Origin of the sequence: Bacillus sp. Hm123, from assembly GCF_051842975.2 — a bacterium.
Taxonomy (GTDB): Bacteria; Bacillota; Bacilli; order Bacillales; family Domibacillaceae; genus Bacillus_CE.
Genome location: NZ_CM200277.1, coordinates 2,875,209 through 2,895,312, shown reverse-complemented (window position 1 = coordinate 2,895,312; position 20,104 = coordinate 2,875,209). Strand labels below are relative to the sequence as shown.

Here is a 20,104-nt window from a genome sequence, read left to right as displayed (position 1 = left end):
GGGGGAAGAGATGAAATTTCAACCACAGCAAGCGTTTCGAGCGTTGATTCTATTAGCATTCGTCTTGTTTTTATGGCAGCTACATTATCGTGGAGAAATTTCACAGTACATTAATCCGAAGTACGAGGTATTAAGTCAACTAGCAGCCTGGCTTTTTCTGTTTTTGTTTATCGTGCAATTATCGCGTCTTTGGATGAAAAAGGCTTCTTGTAGCCATCATGGTTGCGATCACGATCATGGTGATTCCGACTCTAGGATGAAAAAAATCATCTCTTATTCTATTTTAACCTTTCCGTTAGTGACGGGGTTTTTATTGCCGGCGACAACGTTGAATGCATCGATTGCCGCTAAAAAAGGAACCACTCCACTTCCATCGAAAAGCAGTTTCGAGGAGCAGGAACCATTAGTTAATCCGAATGAAATGAGCGATCAAGAATACAATCAAAAAATGAACGCTCTTAATGCCGAAGAGGTCATTACATTGACTGACGATGTGTTTGAACCTTATTACGGAGAAATCAATGCCGCACCGAATCAATACACTGGAAAGAAAATAAAGATGACGGGGTTTGTGTTTAAAGAGGGAGATTTCAAAAACAATCAGCTCGTGCTTGCTCGCTTTTTAATTACTCATTGTGTTGCTGATGCCACGACGATTGGCTTTTTAACGGAGGTCGAGGAAGCAGCTACTATTCCGCAAGATACATGGCTAGAGGTCGAAGGGACACTAGAAACGACCTCCTATAATGAAGCAAGTATACCGCTAGTGAAGAACGTGTCATGGAAAGAGGTTCCGGAACCGGCTGAGCCTTATGTGTTTCCGGTGTTGACGGTGATTCGCTAGGTGCCTGTCACTCCCCGGTTTTTGTCGAAAAAAGCCTCTCCCAGTAAAAACTAGGAAAGGCTTTTTTCGATAGTTAATGTTTAATAAAATTGATTAAAATCTCATTAAAATGTTGCTTTTCTTCCAACATTGGATTGTGACCGCTTCGTTCAAAAATAACTTTTTGAATCGCGGGGTATTTTGCAACAATTGGGTCCCAAAGAGTCGTAGGTGCCACTAAGTAATCATATTTCCCTAAGCCTAATAGAATCGGCTTGTTCAGCTCGCTCAGACCATTAGTGACGTCCAGTGTAGCAAACGCCTCGCCCCATAGGTAGTCAATGATCTTCATATTCGTATAAACGCCATCCCACGTGTCGGAAGCGTCGAACTGGTAATCATAAAAGCTCATCGCGCCCATTCGAAGGCACATATGAACAAATCTTCGTTCGGGATCTTTTTCAATGTCACTTTGTAACAAGGCGATATTTTTATGCAGTTCGGCCTTTCTTTCAGGCTCAGCCTCTTGCTCAAAACAGGACTGACTTCCTTGCTGGCGTTCCATACTGTTGGAGGGAGCTGAATTTAATAGTACGACTTTATCGACATGCTTAGGGAATTTTTTCGCATATTCCAACGCCATAAAAGCGTGACCAGAGTGGCCTAAAATGACGATGTCTTCAAGTTGTAAGGCTGCTCGCAACTTTTCAATATCGGCTAAAATTTGATCTAATTGATAATTTTCACGCTCTAACGTTCTCGGCGGTCGGACAAATCCTCTATGGTCCATGAAGATGAATTGGAAATGCTGATATAATTGTTCTGAGAATAAGCGCGGGTAGTAGATGCTGCTGCCAACAACTAATACCGGCTTTCCTTTTCCTTTCATACAATAGTTCAATTCAAATCCATCGCTCATCATTTGTTTATATTCGTTCATATTTATCATCCTTTTCTTGTTTTTTGTATCACTTCCTTTCCGTCTTTTTCTACCCAGATATTTTCCATCGAACGCTCTAGCATTCTCATCACCTCTGTTTTTTGAATAAAATTGATACGATCAATAAACTCAAAATCATCGAGTCAAACAATCTCACAACGGTTGTACCGTAATTGAAAACTGATTCATAGAAAAAAGTATACCATAAAGCCATGATGAAGCCACCAATACCGATAATAGCTAACCAATAATAGAGCTTCTGTTTGCGGCTCGTGGTGGTGTTTGTTTGAGGATAAAGAAACATCGCTCGATATATCATATAGAGAAAAATCATGCCAAGTCCAAACAACGTGCTTCCATGCTGCAGAAGCTTAAATAGTGGGATGTCTAGTCCAAATAGGTGGAAGGAATGAGCAAGTGCTGGTATCCGCTCGACCATATAGCCAGTGACATGGGTGAAAGAATCCCAAACGACATGGGTGAGCATGCCGAGTAAAGCTGAATATATGACGACGAAGCTTTTTTGCAATTTACTAGACAACGAGTAATCAATCGGCTTTTCTTGTAAAAAGGACGGCAAATGCCGATGCAACGGTTCTCGAATGAGCTGATGATAAATGATATAAAAGAGGATCACTAAAGGAAGGTTGAAATAAAAGAACCCGGCCAACGTATGGCCAATCACCCCATACGGCTCCCCTCTAAGAAAATACTCAAAATCTGGCGCCATACTCCCAAGCACCAACGCACTAAAATCAAACCACCTGCTCCTCCTCGGAAAAGGCAAAACAGCAGCTGGATGAGCAAACGTAAGCGGCAAAAAAATCCTCTCCTTTCGACAGGTGCCTGTCACTCCCCGGTTTTTGTCGAATTATAGTATATAGGGGTTTGGTGTTTGCTGGCAAGCGATCTTTCAGTTCACTGAACCACACGAGAAATACAAAAAGAGCTAGATCGTAAATTGAAATCTCAATTTATGACCTAGCTTTTATCCTGTTGAGTGAAGTTTTGCTTTACTCTTCTGTGCTTTCTACGTCAAAGTACACTTTTTCAATTCCCATAACAGGAACAGATGATGTACCCATTTTCACGGTAGAGAAAATGAGCAACGTATTGTCGTTCTCATCGTAGAACATTCCTTTTTACATTATATCTTCTTCCCACTCTTCCTCATTAACCATAGGAAGTAAGGAGCACCGAGCACGGCGACAACTAAGCCAGATGGAATCTCTTTCGGGTACAGAATGGTCCGGCCGATGAAGTCAGCAAGGCAAAGAAGGGTGGCCCCGAATAAAATGGAACAGAAAAATAGTTTGCGATGATCCGATCCGACAAATAGGCGCGCCAAGTGAGGAGCAACAAGTCCTAAGAAAGCGATCGTTCCGACAGCGGCGATGTTCACCGATGCAAGTAATGTCGCTAAAATGATTAAGATCAAGCGTACTTGATTTACATTTTGCCCAAGTCCCGTCGCGGATTCATCACCAAGCATAAGAATATCAAGCTGCCTGATGAAGTAGAAAATAATAGGTATTAATATAAGCGAAGGGTACAAAATGATAGTTTCTAAATGTTCCCATCCTTTGGCGTAAGTGCTTCCGGATAACCATGTTAAGGCAGAAGCTACGTTTAGGTTAGCTCTGACGATAAATACTTGAATGATGGCGGAACCGAATGCTGACACACCGATACCAATTAAAATGAGCGCCGTTGGTTGAAAGCCTGATTTCCAGGAGCAGAGAAGCACGATCCCAACAGCGATAAGTCCACCAACGAATGCACCAAGCGGTAGGAAAAAGCTAGGTAGTGTCGGGAACAAATAGATAACGGTTAACGCGCCAACACCTGCTCCGGAAGAAATCCCAATGACCGCTGGATCGGCGAGTGGATTGCGCAAGATTCCTTGAAAGACGAGTCCGCTGAGTGCTAGACAGGCTCCTGCAATCGCAGCAACAAGCATCCGTGGCAGCCGTAAGTTGAACATCATATTTTTATCAAACTCTGTCAGTTGCCCCGTTAACACATTTTGAATACTGTACAAATAGTCATTACTGCCAATGATGACACCAGCTATAAGCGTTAACATACATAGTAGGGACGAAACAATAAGTACTTTTTTATAAGAGTAAAATCGAGAACGTCCGCTTGATATGGCAGAACCACCGTTACTCATATATTTTTTTGACTTCATCATGCGGAACACTAAATAAATGAGCCACGGTGAACCAATCATGGCCGTCACGGCTCCGACTGGAAGTTCAGCACCCGTTGGATCAATGACTCTGCCAACTACATCTGCTCCAAGCAGTAAGATTCCACCCCATAAGAAAGAGGAGAGCAGCAGTGGCAAGTGCTTATGGTAACCAATCATTCTCATTAAATGTGGAGCGACTAAACCGATGAAACCGATAGGACCGACAATTGTGACGGTAACCGCTGTTAAAAAGATCGCTGCAACAAACGCAATCAACCTTGTTACCTCTAGTCTTTCACCGAGTCCAATGGCCACTTCATCTCCAAGTAAAAGAACGTTTAACTTTTTAGATATAAGTAGCAGGACGAAAAATCCGCAAATAACGAATGGGAGTGCAAATTGAACGCCATCCCAGTTATTTTGGATAAGAGAGCCAGCTCCCCATAAAAATAGCCCAGATGTTTCATTTTCATAGAAGAGCTGCATCGTTCCTGTAAAGGACGCGAGCATAAGCGTGACAACCATCCCAGCTAATGCCATGCGAAGCGGTGTACTTTTTCGGCCGCCTGCTATGCGGTAAACAAATAAAGCGGTAATAGCTCCACCAATAAATGTGATCAATAGCGAATGTGCTAGTAATCCTTTTGGCAAAAAGATAGCTGATGCGACAAGAAAGAAGTAAGCACCAGAATGAATCCCCATCGTGCTTGCTTCGGCGAGGGGGTTTTTCGTTAATGTTTGCAGGATTACCCCTGAGACAGCAAGTGCTCCTCCTGCTACAATCGCTATGACTGCTCGTGGCAAACGAAGCATCACTAACGTTTGATGTTCAAGCGATTGGTTCGGCGAGAAAAGGGCGTCGATAATGATGCTGTAAGAAATATTTGCTGGACCTTGTCCAATATGTATGAAGAAAAGGAGCAACAATAAGGCTGCTCCTCCTCCAAATACAAACATTGCTCGAAGTGAATGTTGTATGTTATTCATCATGCAATCACTTCTTCGCTGTCATGATATCTGCAACTTGATTAGCGAAAGATTGAGCAGAAAGCGGACCGCCAAACATCCAAGTATCGCCTTTTAGCTTGTATGTTCTGTCTTCTTTCTTGAACTTTAACCCTTCCCAAGCTGGGTTACCTTTTAATGTGCCATCAAACATGTTATCATCATCTGCTACGACGTAAATGAAGTTGGCATCTTGTACTGGTTGAAGAGCTTCAACAGTAGATTGTTTAAAACCATCTGCTGGGGCTGTACCTGGTTCAAATGCGTTAGTTAAGCCTAATTCTTTCGAAATTTGTGCCGCCATAGCATTGTCAGTTAAGATACGGAACGTCGGTACATTTTCTAATGTAAATGCTTGTGTGATGACGATGTTTTTATTTTTTAATTGAGCTGCTTCGATTTTTGTTTTTGCATCTGCAAACGTTTGATTCATCTCTGCTAAAACTTTTTCAGCTTCTGCTTCTTTGCCTACAGCTTTTGCAATTTGATTGAACGTTTCCGTCATTTCAGCTAAGTGATTGTCATTATTCGTTGATGGATCGAATAATAGAGTGGGTGCGATTTGCTCTAACTCATTCTTAATTTCTTTTGCACGGAATGAAGCAGTAATGATTAAATCCGGCTTTAATTTATTGATTTCTTCTAAGTTTGGTTGTTGACGAGTACCTACATCGACCACATCGGCGCTAGGCTTGATTTCTGTATTTACCCATTTATTGTAGTTCTCAATGTCCGCCATACCGACAGGCTGAACGCCAAGAGCTAATAAATCTTCAGCATATGACCATTCTAAAACAACGACTTTTTTGGCAGGCTTATCTAACTTCGCTTCGCCTTCAGCATGCTGAATTGTAATTGCTTCAGAATTATTATCTGTTTTCGTTTCTTCTTTCGTTTCTTTTGGCTGACTGCAACCAACAACGAATAGAAGAACGATCGCAAGAATACTAATGATTTTTTTCATTGTCTTCCTCCAAAAATATAATATTTTTTATTTTGAGATTACTCTCGCGAATGAAACCCCTTTAATTGAAAGAGATTATCAATATCGATAGATAGATAATATAATGGCGCAGATTATAGTGTCAACACTTTTTTGTTGCTTAAATACGGTTGATTATCCTATTATTAGGAGTTGGTAGAGTGATGAGAATGCATCGGTTTGGATTGTTTGTAACACAAGCAGCAGGGAATCACTTAAAAATAAAACAATACAATTGAAAATAATTATCACATTCACTTACAATGAAAGGAAAATCAATTGTGACTAAAGGGAGTTGAAGTATATGTTTATTGAAACGAAAACATTTACGGTAAAAGAAGGCACTTCTGATCTTGTTGTACAAAATTACACAGGGGAAGGCATCATTGAAAAGTTTGATGGATTTATTGACTTAAGCGTTCTTGTGAAAAAAGTAAGAAGAGGCGATGAGGAAGTAATCGTTATGATTCGCTGGGAGTCAGAACAAGACTGGAAAAACTGGGAGACAAGTGAAGAGCACTTAGCTGGTCATAGAGCGAGTAGAGGCAAACCAAAGCCAGATCACATTATTAACGTAACGCACGGTGTGTATGACGTGAAATCTTCAAAGGGCGCTTATCAACAATCGTAAACGAAGATTCATAAAAATATAGAAAGTAATAAAAAGTCGTGGGATCGCCCACGGCTTTTTTTGTGCCTATTTTTGGGAGGTGCCTGTCACTCCCCGCTTTTTGTCGAATGATAGTACAGTAAAATACATTTTTTCAATCACCTCAAAAAAGGATTTGTATATTAAGAGTTTGTTAATAATTCACATTAAGTTTACAGAACCTATAGAAGTGGCGGTTTATTCACGTTTTTCATTAGTCATTTTATCCTTTTTTCTTAATAAATTCTAAAGATACTATTAACTGTAGGTTTATTCGCTATTCATAAATCTTTTTTAACATAGTAATTAGAGTTGGAGGAAGAGGGGGGGAAACGTTTGGATTTACATATTCATTCTATTTATTCAGATGGGCACTGGACGCCAGCTGAAATCGTAAAAGAGGCGAAAGGCAAAGGAATTGAGATGATCGCGATTACGGATCATGATGCGCTTGAAGGGTATGAAGTCGGTCTTAAAGTAGCGGAACAAGAAGGAGTTAAGCTAATTTCAGGAATCGAATTGAATACCGATGGGGAACTGGGTGAGATGCATATATTAGGTTATTTATTTGATGCGAAACATCCTAAAATCATCGAACATGTTCAATGGCGAAAAAATGAAAGATTAGCATGGGGAAGAAAAATTGTTGAACAGCTTCAATTACTAGGCTATTCCATCTCTTTTGATGATTGTGTAGAACGGGCTGGTCAAGGAGTACTCGTTCGAACGCACATAGCAGAAGAGCTTGTGGACGCCGGTTATTTTGACAATCAACAAGCAGCTTATGACACATTGTTGCGTAAAGGCCAACCAGCTTACATTCAACGAGAAGCTTTTTCGGCCATTGATGCGATTGATCTCATTCATGAGGTTGGTGGGGTAGCTTTTTTAGCTCATCCAGGAATTTATTCATTTGACGTACCTTTAAATATTTTGATGAAGCATGGGCTAGACGGTATAGAAGTGTATCATTCCAAACATACAGCAGAAACGACGGCGCATTGGTTGAAAGTAGCGAATGAGCACGATTTATTAATATCCGGTGGAAGTGATTTTCATGGACCCCATTCACGAAATCCTTACCCGATCGGCAGTGTGAAGATTCAGCCTAGTATCCAGCTTGAGCATTGGGAAAGGAGAATGGCGAAAAGATGAAATTACTTTTTGCTTCAACGTTAGCTTGGTCTTACCCAGTAGATGTAGTAATGAAAGTGGCGAAAGAGGAAAAGTTTTTCGGAGTGGAAGTATGGGCTGAACATATATGGAGCTATGGGACCGCTCCTAAAAAAATTGCAGATGCAAAGAAAGAACTCGATCTGGCGTTAACAATGCATGCGGCCAGCTGGGATTTAAATCTTTGTGCACTTAATTCTGGTATTCGTCAACAATCGGTTGAAGAAATTAAGCGTTCGATCGAATTAGCGATCAACATCGGGGCGGATAATATTACGTTTCACCCTGGAAAGATGACTTTGCCTTCTTTTTTAGTTTCTATGCATGAAGAATTATTAATTGAGTCACTAGATGAGCTTGTTCGATTTGCTAGAAGAGAGGGAGTAACGCTGTCGCTAGAAATGATGGAATGGAAAACGAAAGAATTTGTCACAGAGCCTAATGTTTTAAAGAGAGTGATTGACCCATTCATTCCACATTTACAAACAACTTTCGATGTGGCTCATATTCCTCTTCATCAAGATATTCGGGAAGTTTGGGCGGCTACACCTAATGTAGGGAAAATTCATATTAGCGATGCAACGAAAGACAAGCTCCACCTTCCTTTAGGAGTAGGAAATATTGAAGAAGATACGTTACATTTTTTCTTGCATACGGCTGACCTTCCAATTGTTATAGAAGGGTTTGATCGTTCGAAAGAATTAACGTGGTTAAAGAAAAACGTCAATTATGTTAAGCAAGGTAGTTTAGTGTAAAGGAATGGAGATGACACTTTGAAAATTTTAGTGACAAATGATGATGGTATTTTTGCACCTGGCGTTTCTGCTTTAGTTGAAGTATTGCAGCACTTCGGCGAGGTGTATGTAGTATGTCCGGATCAGGAGCGGAGTGCGGTGGGGCATTCGATTACATTAAGAACACCATTAAAAGCGAAGCCTGTTGATATTTTTCCAGGGGTTAAGCAAGCATGGGCAGTGAATGGCACCCCTGCTGACTGCGTAAAGCTAGGCATGGAAGTTTTATTAAAAACACCGCCGGATATTTTATTTTCTGGTGTGAATCTTGGGCCTAATCTAGGAAGAGATTTGTACTATTCGGGAACAATGGCTGGAGCGGTAGAAGCTTCTCTTTATCACATACCTTCTGTTTCGATGTCCTTGAATGCTTTTAATGATGTAAAGGTGAATTATCATAAAGTGAAACAACTGATCTATGATGTAGTTGAGACAGTCATTAGAAATAAGATCCCTAAAGGCGTCTTTTTAAATGTTAATTTACCTAATTTGTCAAAGGAACTATGTAAGGGGATCGCGACGATTCCTTTAGATATGAATGTTTCACGCTATCGTTATGTTGGTCTGAATGATCCACACGGTCAAGTTTATTTTTGGTTAAAGGATGAGTTGAGTCAGTTATCAGGATTTGATGAAGATAGTGATTATGCCAAGCTGAAAGATGGCTATATTACCGTGTCACCAGTGGAATTTCGGACTCATCAAAAACGAAAGCAAGAACAAATTCAACGCTGGTTTCAACAAGCACATTTAAGTTATGACAGGGAGGAAAAAACAAATGCGTAAATTATTTATGATGATGATGGTTTTAGTATTTGCTGTTGTAGTCGCTGCATGTGGAAATAAAGAAGAGAAGAAATCAGAAAATGAAACGAAAAGCACAGATAGTAATTCTGAAGTAGCTGGCACTCTTAATTTTTATACATCACAGCCGGATGCTGATGCGCAAGCGCTAGTCGATTCTTTTCAGAAGAAATACCCAGATGTGAAAGTAGAAACTTTCCGTTCAGGAACAGAAGAAGTCATCTCCAAAATTCAAGCAGAAAATTTAGCTGGGGATATTCAAGCGGATGTGTTGTTAGTCGCTGATGCTGTTACATTTGAAAGTTTAAAAGAAGCAGAGCTTCTCATGTCCTATCAATCTCCTGAAGCAAAACAACTTCCAGAAGCTTTAGTTGATCCAGATGGAACATATGCAGGAACAAAGGTAATGGCGACTGCATTAGTCGTCAATACAGATGAAGTGAAGGATGTACCAGATAGCTGGACGGTTTTAACAGAAAAAGGGTCTAAAGAAAAAACAATTATGCCAAGCCCATTTTATTCAGGTGCTGCAGCTTACAATGCAGGGGTCTTTTCTAGACAAGAATCATTTGGCTGGGATTTTTATAAGAGTTTAAAAGAAAATGGAATGAGCGTTACGAAAGGGAACGGTGGCGTGCTCGAAGCAGTCGCTACTGGTGAAAAGTCTTATGGTATGGTAGTAGACTTTATTGTCGCTAGAGCGAAACAAGAAGGTTCTCCTGTTGAATTAGTGTACCCGAAGGAAGGGGTACCTGTTATTACAGAACCGGTAGGAGTGATGAAAAATACCGACAATGAAGCAGCGGCAAAAGCGTTTATTGACTTCGTTCTTTCTGAAGAGGGGCAAGAGTTAGCGGCGGAATTAGGATACACACCAATTCGTGAAGGAATAGCCGCTCCAGAAGGGTTGAAAACGATAGAGGAACTAACGGTATTAGAAGCTGACACAGCGGAACTTCTTAAAGCGCGCGAAGACGATAAGAAGCAATTCGGAGACATTTTTGGACAACAATAATTTGGAGAAGGGAAGAGGGCAATGATTGCCGACAATCAACTTGCAGAAAAGAGAACGAGAGGGCTGCCCTCCTTCTCTTTATTATTAAATAAAAAAAATATCTTTTTCACGATTGGTTTTCTATTAGTCATTTTATTCTTTGTTGTGCCCGTCCTACGTTTGATTTTCCTTAGTTTTGTGGAAGAAGGGGCGATTACCCTTAACCATTACACCGAAATCTTACGAGAAAAAGCGACATGGTCTACGATTAAAAATACGATATATATTGTGTTTGGATCGACGGTGTTATCGCTTAGTTTAGGGGTGTCCCTTGCTTGGATTGTCGCTTATGTCAACATAAGTGGGAAGAAGTGGATGCAGCTGTTTATTTTTCTTCCATTCATTATTCCTTCGTACATAACGACGTTAGCTTGGATTCAATTCTTTAGCAAAAACGGCTTAGTTTCCACGATGCTGCAAGGTGTCCCGCTCCCTAACTTATACAGTATGGGAGGGATTATCTTTATTCTTGGTATCTCTCATTATCCGTTAGTGTATTTGTTTACGGTGAATGTGTTTCGGAAGATTCCCAGGGAGTTAGAAGAAGCGGCGAGGACATCTGGAGCCACTAGAGGCACGATATTTAGAAAGGTTATTTTTCCTTTAGCTTTACCAGGGATTGCTAGTGGAGGGTTACTAGCCTTTTTAACCAACCTTGATAATTTTGGTGTGCCTGCTTTTTTAGGTATTCCGGCGAATATACGAGTGTTAAGCACTTATATATATGAACAAATTGTCGGGTTTGGACCGTCGGCTTTCTCTAGAGCGGCTGTTCTTTCTGTTCTGTTAGGGGTTATCGCACTTACTGGAAGCCTCATTCAATGGCTGCTTTTGAAACGGAGTCGAGTGACGGAAACGGTGACGAGAGATATGGAGCCGCGAATTTATTTATCTACTACCCGGAAAAGAATGGTTGAGTTTGGTGTTTGGACCTTGTTGCTTGTGACTAGTTTAGTGCCGTTTTTATCAATGGCTGCGACTTCTCTCATTAAAGCCTATGGACTTTCGTTTAAACTTGAAAATCTATCACTTAAAAATTATCAATATGTCTTTTTTACCGACCCGAAGGCGATGTCATCACTATCTACTAGTTTGCAATTGGCGCTCTTTTCGACGATTGTTTGTGTAGTAATTGGAACACTTCTGGCGTATTTGCGATATAAACAACCGAGTGTTGGAATGAAAATAACGGAGTTTTTTATTACGATTCCTTATGCTTTACCGGGGACGGTATTTGCGCTTTGTATGATCTTCGCATGGATCCAGCCCATTCCAGGTTGGAATCCAGGAATTTATGGAACGGTTTGGATCTTGTTTATCGCTTACGTAACTAGGTTTTTAATTTTACAAGTTCGCGGAAGCTATACGGCTTTATTGCAAGTGGACCCATCTATTGAAGAAGCGGCAAGAACATCGGGAGCGCAAGGTTGGGTGAAATGGAGAAAGATCCTTTTGCCATTAATTTTCCCAGGGCTAATCGGTGGAGCTTTATTAGTATTTTTGATGGTGTTAACAGAATTAACGGTATCGAGCTTGCTGTGGTCTACTGGCTCAGAAACGATTGGAGTGGTCATTTTCAATTATGAGCAAGCCGGTTATACGACCTATTCAACGGCCTTTGCTAGTGTCATTGTGTTAGCGATTTTACTTGGTGGCATCTTATTTATATTGTTCAGCAAATTATGGGAAAGAAAGGTGATGAAGAGCAAATGATTCAAGTTCACCAACTAACAAAAAATTACGGTTCGTTCACAGCTCTTCAGTCTGTAGATTTACAGATTAATAAAGGGGAATTTGTTGCTATTCTCGGCCCGTCTGGTTGTGGAAAAACGACTTTATTAAAGTTGCTAGCTGGTTTTATGAAGCCGACAGATGGAGAAATCGAAATGGATCATCAAATAGTAGCCTCAAAAAAACAATTGATTCCTCCAGAAAAAAGAAATATCGGGATGGTTTTTCAATCCTTTGCTTTATGGCCGCATATGACAGTGTATGAGCATATTCAATTCCCGTTGTTACATCACCATTATGTAGCTAAAGAATTAAAAGCGGATGTCGATCGTAGAGTACGAGATGTGTTGAAGTTAGTTGGATTAACAGAAATGGCGGATCGGTATCCAGCAGAACTTTCAGGAGGACAGAAGCAAAGGGTCGCTTTTGCCCGAGCGGTTGCTCCTCTCCCACATCTATTATTAATGGATGAACCACTAAGTGCATTAGACGTAGAACTGCGTATGGAAATGAGGAAGGAAATTCAAAACATCCATAGAAAAACAGAAGCTTCGATTGTGTACGTAACACATGACCAAGGAGAAGCGTTAGCGATGGCTGATAAAATTGTTGTTATGAACAATGGGACAATTGAGCAAGTCGCTTCTCCAGAAATCATTTATTCGAGGCCAGAAACAGAATTTGTTGCTACTTTTGTAGGGAAATGTAACCTCGTAAAGGGGACATGGGAGAAGGACTTTTTTATACCGGAAAAAGCTCCTTATGAGAAATGGCTCGATACGGGCGTTTCTGTACCATTAAAAAAGAAAGGTATTTATCCGGTTCGCCCAGAACAATGGCAGCTAACAAATAATAGTCACTCTGCACTTCAAGGCACGATCACCTTTGTCCAATATCAAGGGAAAGAAATTCATTATACGGTTGAAGTAGAGAATGAAACATGGACGATTCATGAATCTGTTCATTCCCTGCGCTACTCTATCGGTGATCAAGTCGGTCTAACAATAAAAACAAATGAGTGTGAGCTACTGACTGTCTAATTTGAATAGGATCGAAAAACTAAAGCTAGCCCCACATTGCATCAAGCAGCGAGGGGCTAGCTTTAGTTAATTGATGGCTCCCTTCCTTCCGACCAACACAACAAAGTTAAAATATTTATAGACACAATCGATGTCATCAAAGCCGCTTTCCGTTAACCAATTAAGTTGTTGCTGCAAGGTGGACATTCGGTCAAGCTTCGTTCGTTCACGAGCGGCTTCTAGTTGTTCTTTCGTCAAACCGCTTGCCGAAATTTTTTGCCACCAGTCCTGTTTGTACATAGAGTCGATAAACGGTGTATGACCAAGCACTTGATCAGCATTGATAAAGATTCCGTCTGGATTCAACCATGTGTATACATTTTGATATAGCTTTCTTTTTTCCTCATCGGACAGATGATGAATCGATAAAGAGGAAATGATGATATCGAATGTTTGCTCGAACTTGTATGTCGTGTAATCGGCTGTTACGTAATCGATGTCTTCATCTTGGAAACGCTGTTGGGCGACCTCTAGCATCTTTTCTGAGAGATCAATTAAGGTCAATTGAGCTTCAGGGAACTTCTCTTTCAAACAAGCGGAAAATAACCCTGTCCCTGCGCCAATATCCAAAACGGTTGGCTTTTCTTTAGCACTTTCAATGAGCGAGATTGGAATCGAGTAAAAATCATCAAAGCAAGGAATTAATTTTTTCCTTTGTTCATCGTAAGTCGCTGCATGCTCATTAAATTTCTTCAATACTTGTTCTTTCGTCATATCCAATTTCCCCCTTAAACTATTATTAAGTGAAGGATACACGATTTGGTATATAATGAAAATGAATAAAAAAGTGACCGATTGATAACGAAGTGTTATTAAAGAGAAAGTAGGGATGATTGTGGAGATGAAGTGGCTACGAACGTTTATTAGTACGGCGAAGTATGAGAACTTTCGCCAAGCGTCGGATGAATTATTTTTAACGCAGCCCGCCGTAAGCAAACATGTGAAGCGATTGGAGCAACAGCTCGATGTGAAATTATTTGATCGAGTGGGGAAGCACGTTATTTTGACAGCGGCTGGAGCAAAATTTTTACCGATTGCGAAGAAGTGGATCGCGACATACGATGAAGGAATGGAGGAAATGGAGGCGTGGAAAAAAGGGGTTCATCGGCTACTGAAAATTGCCGTTGCGCCGCAAATAGCCGCATCAATGTTGCCGGCGATCTTAAGCCGGTTTATGGCGGTGCATCCAGAAATAGAAGTGGTCATTGATGTTGTGCGCTCCTTTGATATTGGCAAAAAAGTGCGAAGCGGGCAAGCGGATATCGGGTTATCACGAATGGAACCGTGGGAAAGTGAAATTCATTATGAAATTATTCACGAAGACCCCGTCGTTTTAGTGGCTCCATATGGTGAAGAACTGACAGAGGAAGAGGCATTACAAGCGTATCGTTTATTAATAGATAATCACCCGACTTACTGGGAAGAACTGTTGCCGATGATTAGACAAGTGCAGCCATCCATTCGTACGTTGTCTGTCACGCAAATGGATGTGACGAAACGACTAATTGAGCAAAGACTGGGTGTTTCTTATTTACCGTTATCGCTAGTGCAAGAGGAGCTACATCGAGAGGAATTGATGATCATCCCAGCAACGCACATTCATCCACCGATCTCGCTCACTTATTTTATAACTAAAATTATGACAGCGGAAGTTGAGGGGTTTGCTAATGTGTGGAAAGAAAACAGCTAGAGTCCGGATAAGACTCTAGCTGTTATATGTTTCAATCATTTTCTTCCTCTTCCAGATAAATAAAATCACCGTCAATAAGATTCTGTAAATACTCATCAAAGCTGTTTGCGATCACTTCATATTGATCAGGGTCGTGTAAAAAGCGAATGATTTGACCGCATACCCCTTCATCCGACGGGTTAAAATCAATATAGAGTCTTGATGAACCACCATTGTTCATACAGTCTGAAAAATGGATATACGTCCCTGGGAGAAGTCCTTCCTGATTTATCTTAGGGTCAACAGCCTCCTCGTCATCTTCGTATTCTAAAAGATAGGAGACGTCTTCTTCCTCTTTTGAACTTTCAAGCATCTGCTGTGTAGACAGTAAATAATATGGATATCCATCTTCTTCAACACCTGAGCCTAACATACAAACCGCAATTTCGTTATCTCCATATTTTCGCCAGTAAGTACCATCAATATTTTCAAGTAGACAGATAAGTGATTCGGGACAATTTGGATATTCTGACTTTAGTGTAGCAATATCCTCTTTTGTAGCGCCACACGCTGTATTTAATTCCTCGAGTTCATCTGTTGATAATGCTGACCTCAACCCGTTTAAAAATGTGTTGACTAAATCCATTATTTCGTCCTCCCAATAATAACTGTACTATGATTACTAGAGGATAGTTAGTTCAATATAAGAGCTAATATCCTCTTTTTATTAGCTATTAGAATTATAAACTATTATGCGTGTTGATTATGCATAATCTTCCATGAAAAGGCGATAAGTGTTCTAACTGAGGGGGCATTTAAATCATAATGCTATACCCTGCCCTCAGTCTTCTGTCATGAAAATATAGTATTTAACAATAATAAAAATAGGTAATATTATTTATTTTTAACAAATATGCACCTCATTTACATTTGCTTAATACTATCTAGATATTCCCTTTACATTCATGCGTTATCCTATTTGTGAAATGGTAATCAAGGAGGAAAAATATGTTTAACAAAAAGTTTTCTAAAAAAACTTTGCCGATTGTTGCGGCAACAACGATTGCTTTGGCAGGTTTTGGGCAAATAGGTTCAACTGAAGTAAGTGCGAAAGAGAAGGAAAAGGAAATTAAGAATGTTATTTTTTTAATTGGTGATGGTATGGGTCCTTCTTATATGACAGCGTATCGTTATTTGAAGGATGATCCAGAAAGCGTAATGATGGAGCCGACTGCTTTCGACCCGCATTTAGTAGGTATGCAAAAAGTTAATCCTGAAGACCCAAAAGAAAATGTTACAGACTCTGCAGCAGCAGCGACAGCGATGGCTACTGGAGAGAAAACATATAATGGTGCAGTAGCAGTTGACAATGACAAGTCCGAAATAAAAACAGTACTTGAGCAATCGAAAGAAAATGGGATGGCGACCGGTTTAGTTGCAACTTCTCAAATCAACCACGCGACACCAGCATCATTTGGAGCACATGATGAGGCCCGTGGGAATTATAACGAAATTGCAGACGATTACTACGATCTTATGATTAATGATGAGCACCAAGTCGATGTGCTGCTTGGTGGTGGAACAGATTACTTTGTTCGTGATGATCGTGATTTGACAAAAGAATTTCAATCAGATGGCTACAGTTATGTAACGACGAAAGAAGAGTTAATGGCGGATGATAATGAACAAGTACTTGGATTATTTGCACCAGTTGGGTTACCTAAGATGATTGACCGTACAGAAGAAGTTCCATCTTTAGAAGAGATGACGACAAATGCGATTGATCGTTTAAGCAAAGATGAGGATGGATTCTTTCTTATGGTGGAAGGTAGTCAAATAGATTGGGCTGGACATAGCAATGATATCGTAGGTGCTATGAGTGAAATGGAAGACTTCGAGAAGGCGTTCGAAGCTGCGATTGAATTTGCAAAAGAAGACGGAGAAACATTAGTTGTTGCAACAGCTGACCATTCTACTGGAGGCTTAAGTGTTGGTGTTGACGGCGTTTATGAATTTCATCCAGAAGCGATTAAAGCTGCGAAGCGCACACCAGAATTTATGGCTGCTGAAATCGAAGAAGGCGGAGATGTAGAAGAAGTATTAAATAAATACACGGAGTTTGATTTGACGAAAGACGAAATCAAGTCAGTTAAAGAAGCACAGAAGGAATTGAAAAAGGATGAATATGCTGTGACTACAGCTATTTCTAATATATTCAATGAACGTGCTCGTGCTGGTTGGACAACAGGAGGCCATACGGGTGTAGATGTTCCGGTATATGCATACGGTCCTAGTAAAGAACGATTCGCTGGTACGACTGATAACACAGACCAAGCCAATACCATCTTTGATATTTTAGAAAAGAAAGAAGAGAAAGAAGAGAAGAAAAGTGGCTTCTTCAATTTCTTTGGTCTATTTAACTAAGTGAACGAAGTGAACGCCTCAAGCAAAATGCTTGAGGCTTTTTTGGATAGGTGCCTGTCACTCCCCGCTTTTTGTCGAATATTGCTCTCTTTGTATACTATTCTATTATTTTAGTATAATAGTACAAAAGGAGCGTGAGATTATGAGTGAAGAGCAGTTACTTACGGTGTATCGTTTTTCTTCGCATAATAAGGAAGGGCTAGAGAAGGATACGGTATGCGGTTGTTTTCATTGCTTAAAAGTGTTTCATCCGTCTGAAATTGAGGACTGGTGGGATGATGAAGATACAGCGGTTTGTCCTTATTGTGGCATCGATTCGGTCATTGGAGAGAGTTCAGGCGCTAAAGTGACAGAGCCGTTGTTAAAAGAAATGCAGGAAATGTTTTTTTAACAGGTAGAAACTTTACATATTTTTTATCATAGAGTATGATAAGCGTGGAAATGAATTTTTATCATATTAATTTTGAGAGGTGAACTTTGTGAGTGCCGTAGAATCTAACTAGGATACAACTGAATGAAATAAACGTGATAAAAAAGGGAGTTGTGCCCTTCGTTTTGTCATGGATTTATTTCAGTACCTATGAAGATACCTACTGTACTTTACAAAGTGTGTAATGATGAGAGAGAAAAGCGATAAAAAATGATCGTTTATTTCGTGATCCTCTCTTTTTTACGCAAGCCTTGTATAGATAAAGCCGTGGGATCGCCCACGGCTTTTTTGTCGTTTCAATAACAGCATAAATAGTGGAATGTAGTCGGCTCCACTTTTAAAGTCTTAGGTATCTTCTTGCCCATGGATTAACCATCGTGAGGAGAATGATTATGAATACAATGACATTTGAGAAGTTGCAATATAATGAATTGAAGGAAACGGTGAAGTCTTATTGTGTGAGCGGGTTAGGGAAGAAGCTGCTTGATCAGCTAGAGCCGAGCTCGAATCAGAAAGTCGTTCGAAATCGTTTAACGGAAACGTCAGAGGCTAGAGCGATTTTGGATGCAGAACATCATGTGCCATTTGTTGGTGTGTCGAACGTTGAGCATCTCATTGGAAAGCTTGAGAAAGGGATCATTTTGGAGCCGACGGAGCTTGTGCATCTCGCTGATTTTTTAAGAGGCTGTCGAAAGCTGAAGCAGTTTATGCTAGCAAAAGAGTTTTTTGCGCCGATGTTAAGTTCGTATGCTCATTCGATGACCGAATTTCTGCATATAGAGGAGGAAATTCAATTTGCGATTAAAGGAAGTCGAGTTGATTCGGCGGCTAGTAAAGAATTACGGAGAATTCGCAAGCAGATAGAATCCACTGAAGGAAAAATTAAAGAACGATTGAATAAATTTCTAAATAGCTCAGGCAACCAAAAATATATTCAAGAATTTTTTATTAGCGAAAAAGACGGACGATATACGATTCCGATTAAATCCTCGTTTAAAAATCAAGTGGCGGGCACGGTTGTTGAACTGTCTGCCAAAGGGACGACTGCTTTTATCGAGCCAAGTACGGTGACGAAATTAACGGCCGAGCTAGCGACGTTGAAAGCAGAAGAAGCAGTGGAGGAATATCAAATTTTAGCGACGCTATCGGGGATACTGCTAGAGCAAATCAGTAAGATCAATATTAATGTCGAGCTAATCAGTCAGTATGATTTAGTGTTTGCGAAGGGGAAGTTTAGTCAGCAAACGAACGGGATCGAGCCGAAAGTGAACAGTCATGGATATACGAAGCTCATCAATAGCAAACACCCGCTCTTGCAAGGGGAAGTCGTGCCACTCAATATGGAAATCGGGAGCGAGTATCGCAGCTTAATTATTACAGGGCCTAATGCTGGTGGCAAAACGATTGTGTTGAAAACGATCGGGTTATTGACGCTCGCTGTCATGTCGGGCTTTCATATCGCCGCCGATCCTGAGACGGAAGTATCTATTTTTGAGAAGGTGTTCGTCGATATTGGTGATAATCAAAGTATCGAAAATGCGCTAAGTACGTTTTCTTCGCATATGAAAAATATGTCCGATATGATGGGGGTGGCGAACCATCATACATTGTTGCTCTTTGATGAGATCGGCAGTGGAACGGAGCCAAATGAAGGAGCGGCATTAGCGATTGCGATTTTAGATGAGTTTTATCATAAAGGCTGTATCACGGTGGCGACGACGCATTACGGTGAGATTAAGCGTTTTTCTGAGAGGCATAGTGACTTTATGAATGCCGCGATGCAATTTGATAGTGAGACGTTAGAGCCAAAATACCGACTAATTATCGGTGCGGCAGGAGAAAGCAATGCCTTATGGATTTCGAAAAAAATGAAGCTGCCAGACAATGTATTAGAGCGGGCTAAAAGCTATATCGACAATAAGGAGTATCGTTTCGAACGGGTACATGAAAGTAAAATTAAAAAACCGCCAATGACCTCGACGAAAACAGTGGAAACGTATGAGTATGTTAAAGGCGACAAAGTCATGTTATTAGACTATGACGATGTGGCGATTGTTTACAAAGAGAAGGATTCGTTCCATAACCTCGTCGTACTTTATCAACAAGAGCTGATCGAAGTGAACGTAAAGCGAGTGAAGCTAGAATTAAAGGCGAGCGAGCTTTATCCAGAAGGGTACGACTTAAATACGTTATTTGTCGCCTACAAAGACCGCAAGCTTCAGCATGACATCGAGCGCGGATCGAAAAAGGCGTTAAGGAAGATTCAAAAGGATATCAGAAATAGAAAGTAATGAAGCAAACGGTGTAGTCAGGATATGGCTACGCCGTTTTATTTTTCAATTTTTCCATTGAC

Annotated in this window: 19 protein-coding genes; 12 read left to right on the top strand and 7 right to left on the bottom strand. The window is 40.5% G+C overall.

The window, feature by feature from the left end:
- The first annotated feature begins 10 nt into the window (after nt 1-10).
- Entirely contained in the window at nt 11-844 is an 834-nt protein-coding gene (locus ACSVDJ_RS15255; protein ID WP_439166959.1) for a TIGR03943 family putative permease subunit, read from the top strand.
- 73 nt (nt 845-917) lie between these two features.
- Here the strand turns inward: ACSVDJ_RS15255 and ACSVDJ_RS15250 are convergent, their stop codons facing one another.
- The 5 genes from ACSVDJ_RS15250 to fpuA all read right to left on the bottom strand — a co-directional run bounded on the left by ACSVDJ_RS15250 (nt 918) and on the right by fpuA (nt 5,926).
- Nucleotides 918-1,763, bottom strand: a complete 846-nt coding sequence (locus ACSVDJ_RS15250) for an alpha/beta fold hydrolase (protein WP_439166958.1) — start codon at nt 1,761-1,763, stop codon at nt 918-920.
- An 88-nt stretch (nt 1,764-1,851) separates the two neighbouring features.
- On the bottom strand, nt 1,852-2,583 hold the full coding sequence (locus tag ACSVDJ_RS15245) for a DUF4184 family protein (RefSeq protein ID WP_439166957.1): 732 nt from the start codon (nt 2,581-2,583) through the stop codon (nt 1,852-1,854).
- A gap of 193 nt (nt 2,584-2,776) precedes the next feature.
- Nucleotides 2,777-2,899: a hypothetical protein gene (locus ACSVDJ_RS15240; protein WP_518619262.1), complete on the bottom strand. Its 123-nt coding sequence runs from the start codon at nt 2,897-2,899 to the stop codon at nt 2,777-2,779.
- 11 nt (nt 2,900-2,910) lie between these two features.
- Complete coding sequence (locus ACSVDJ_RS15235; RefSeq protein ID WP_439167878.1) at nt 2,911-4,944, bottom strand: iron ABC transporter permease; 2,034 nt, start codon at nt 4,942-4,944, stop codon at nt 2,911-2,913.
- 7 nt (nt 4,945-4,951) lie between these two features.
- A complete protein-coding gene (fpuA, locus tag ACSVDJ_RS15230) occupies nt 4,952-5,926 on the bottom strand; it encodes a petrobactin ABC transporter substrate-binding protein FpuA (RefSeq protein WP_439166956.1) in 975 nt (324 codons plus the stop codon).
- A gap of 322 nt (nt 5,927-6,248) precedes the next feature.
- Between fpuA and ACSVDJ_RS15225 the strand changes: the two genes are divergently transcribed.
- The 7 genes from ACSVDJ_RS15225 (at nt 6,249) to ACSVDJ_RS15195 (ending at nt 13,189) form a co-directional block, all read left to right on the top strand.
- Nucleotides 6,249-6,575, top strand: coding sequence for an antibiotic biosynthesis monooxygenase family protein (locus ACSVDJ_RS15225; protein WP_439166955.1), 327 nt, complete (start codon nt 6,249-6,251; stop codon nt 6,573-6,575).
- 354 nt (nt 6,576-6,929) lie between these two features.
- Nucleotides 6,930-7,748 (top strand): PHP domain-containing protein, encoded by an 819-nt coding sequence (locus ACSVDJ_RS15220; RefSeq protein WP_439166954.1) that lies wholly within the window; start codon nt 6,930-6,932, stop codon nt 7,746-7,748.
- On the top strand, nt 7,745-8,521 hold the full coding sequence (locus ACSVDJ_RS15215; protein ID WP_439166953.1) for a sugar phosphate isomerase/epimerase family protein: 777 nt from the start codon (nt 7,745-7,747) through the stop codon (nt 8,519-8,521). Before ACSVDJ_RS15220 ends, ACSVDJ_RS15215 begins: the two co-directional genes overlap by 4 nt.
- Before the next feature lie 18 nt (nt 8,522-8,539).
- Nucleotides 8,540-9,346: a 5'/3'-nucleotidase SurE gene (gene surE, locus ACSVDJ_RS15210; RefSeq protein ID WP_439166952.1), complete on the top strand. Its 807-nt coding sequence runs from the start codon at nt 8,540-8,542 to the stop codon at nt 9,344-9,346.
- A complete protein-coding gene (locus ACSVDJ_RS15205) occupies nt 9,339-10,379 on the top strand; it encodes an ABC transporter substrate-binding protein (RefSeq protein WP_439166950.1) in 1,041 nt (346 codons plus the stop codon). The genes surE and ACSVDJ_RS15205 overlap by 8 nt, the downstream gene beginning before the upstream one ends.
- Before the next feature lie 21 nt (nt 10,380-10,400).
- A complete protein-coding gene (locus ACSVDJ_RS15200; RefSeq protein ID WP_439166949.1) occupies nt 10,401-12,131 on the top strand; it encodes an ABC transporter permease in 1,731 nt (576 codons plus the stop codon).
- Entirely contained in the window at nt 12,101-13,189 is a 1,089-nt protein-coding gene (locus tag ACSVDJ_RS15195) for an ABC transporter ATP-binding protein (RefSeq protein ID WP_439166948.1), read from the top strand. The genes ACSVDJ_RS15200 and ACSVDJ_RS15195 overlap by 31 nt, the downstream gene beginning before the upstream one ends.
- A gap of 66 nt (nt 13,190-13,255) precedes the next feature.
- Here ACSVDJ_RS15195 and ACSVDJ_RS15190 read toward each other — a convergent pair whose 3' ends face one another.
- Nucleotides 13,256-13,942 (bottom strand): class I SAM-dependent methyltransferase, encoded by a 687-nt coding sequence (locus tag ACSVDJ_RS15190; RefSeq protein ID WP_439166947.1) that lies wholly within the window; start codon nt 13,940-13,942, stop codon nt 13,256-13,258.
- A gap of 127 nt (nt 13,943-14,069) precedes the next feature.
- Between ACSVDJ_RS15190 and ACSVDJ_RS15185 the strand changes: the two genes are divergently transcribed.
- Nucleotides 14,070-14,918: a LysR substrate-binding domain-containing protein gene (locus ACSVDJ_RS15185; RefSeq protein ID WP_518620673.1), complete on the top strand. Its 849-nt coding sequence runs from the start codon at nt 14,070-14,072 to the stop codon at nt 14,916-14,918.
- A gap of 31 nt (nt 14,919-14,949) precedes the next feature.
- Here ACSVDJ_RS15185 and ACSVDJ_RS15180 read toward each other — a convergent pair whose 3' ends face one another.
- Complete coding sequence (locus ACSVDJ_RS15180) at nt 14,950-15,543, bottom strand: SMI1/KNR4 family protein (protein WP_439166943.1); 594 nt, start codon at nt 15,541-15,543, stop codon at nt 14,950-14,952.
- A 362-nt stretch (nt 15,544-15,905) separates the two neighbouring features.
- Here ACSVDJ_RS15180 and ACSVDJ_RS15175 point away from each other — a divergent pair, with 362 nt between their 5' ends.
- The 3 genes from ACSVDJ_RS15175 (at nt 15,906) to ACSVDJ_RS15165 (ending at nt 20,042) form a co-directional block, all read left to right on the top strand.
- Nucleotides 15,906-17,321: an alkaline phosphatase gene (locus tag ACSVDJ_RS15175; RefSeq protein WP_439166941.1), complete on the top strand. Its 1,416-nt coding sequence runs from the start codon at nt 15,906-15,908 to the stop codon at nt 17,319-17,321.
- A gap of 142 nt (nt 17,322-17,463) precedes the next feature.
- Nucleotides 17,464-17,712 carry a cytoplasmic protein gene (locus ACSVDJ_RS15170; RefSeq protein WP_439166940.1) on the top strand — a complete coding sequence of 83 codons (249 nt, stop codon included), beginning with the start codon at nt 17,464-17,466 and terminating at the stop codon, nt 17,710-17,712.
- 431 nt (nt 17,713-18,143) lie between these two features.
- Complete coding sequence (locus ACSVDJ_RS15165; protein ID WP_439166939.1) at nt 18,144-20,042, top strand: endonuclease MutS2; 1,899 nt, start codon at nt 18,144-18,146, stop codon at nt 20,040-20,042.
- Nucleotides 20,043-20,104: the final 62 nt, after the last annotated feature.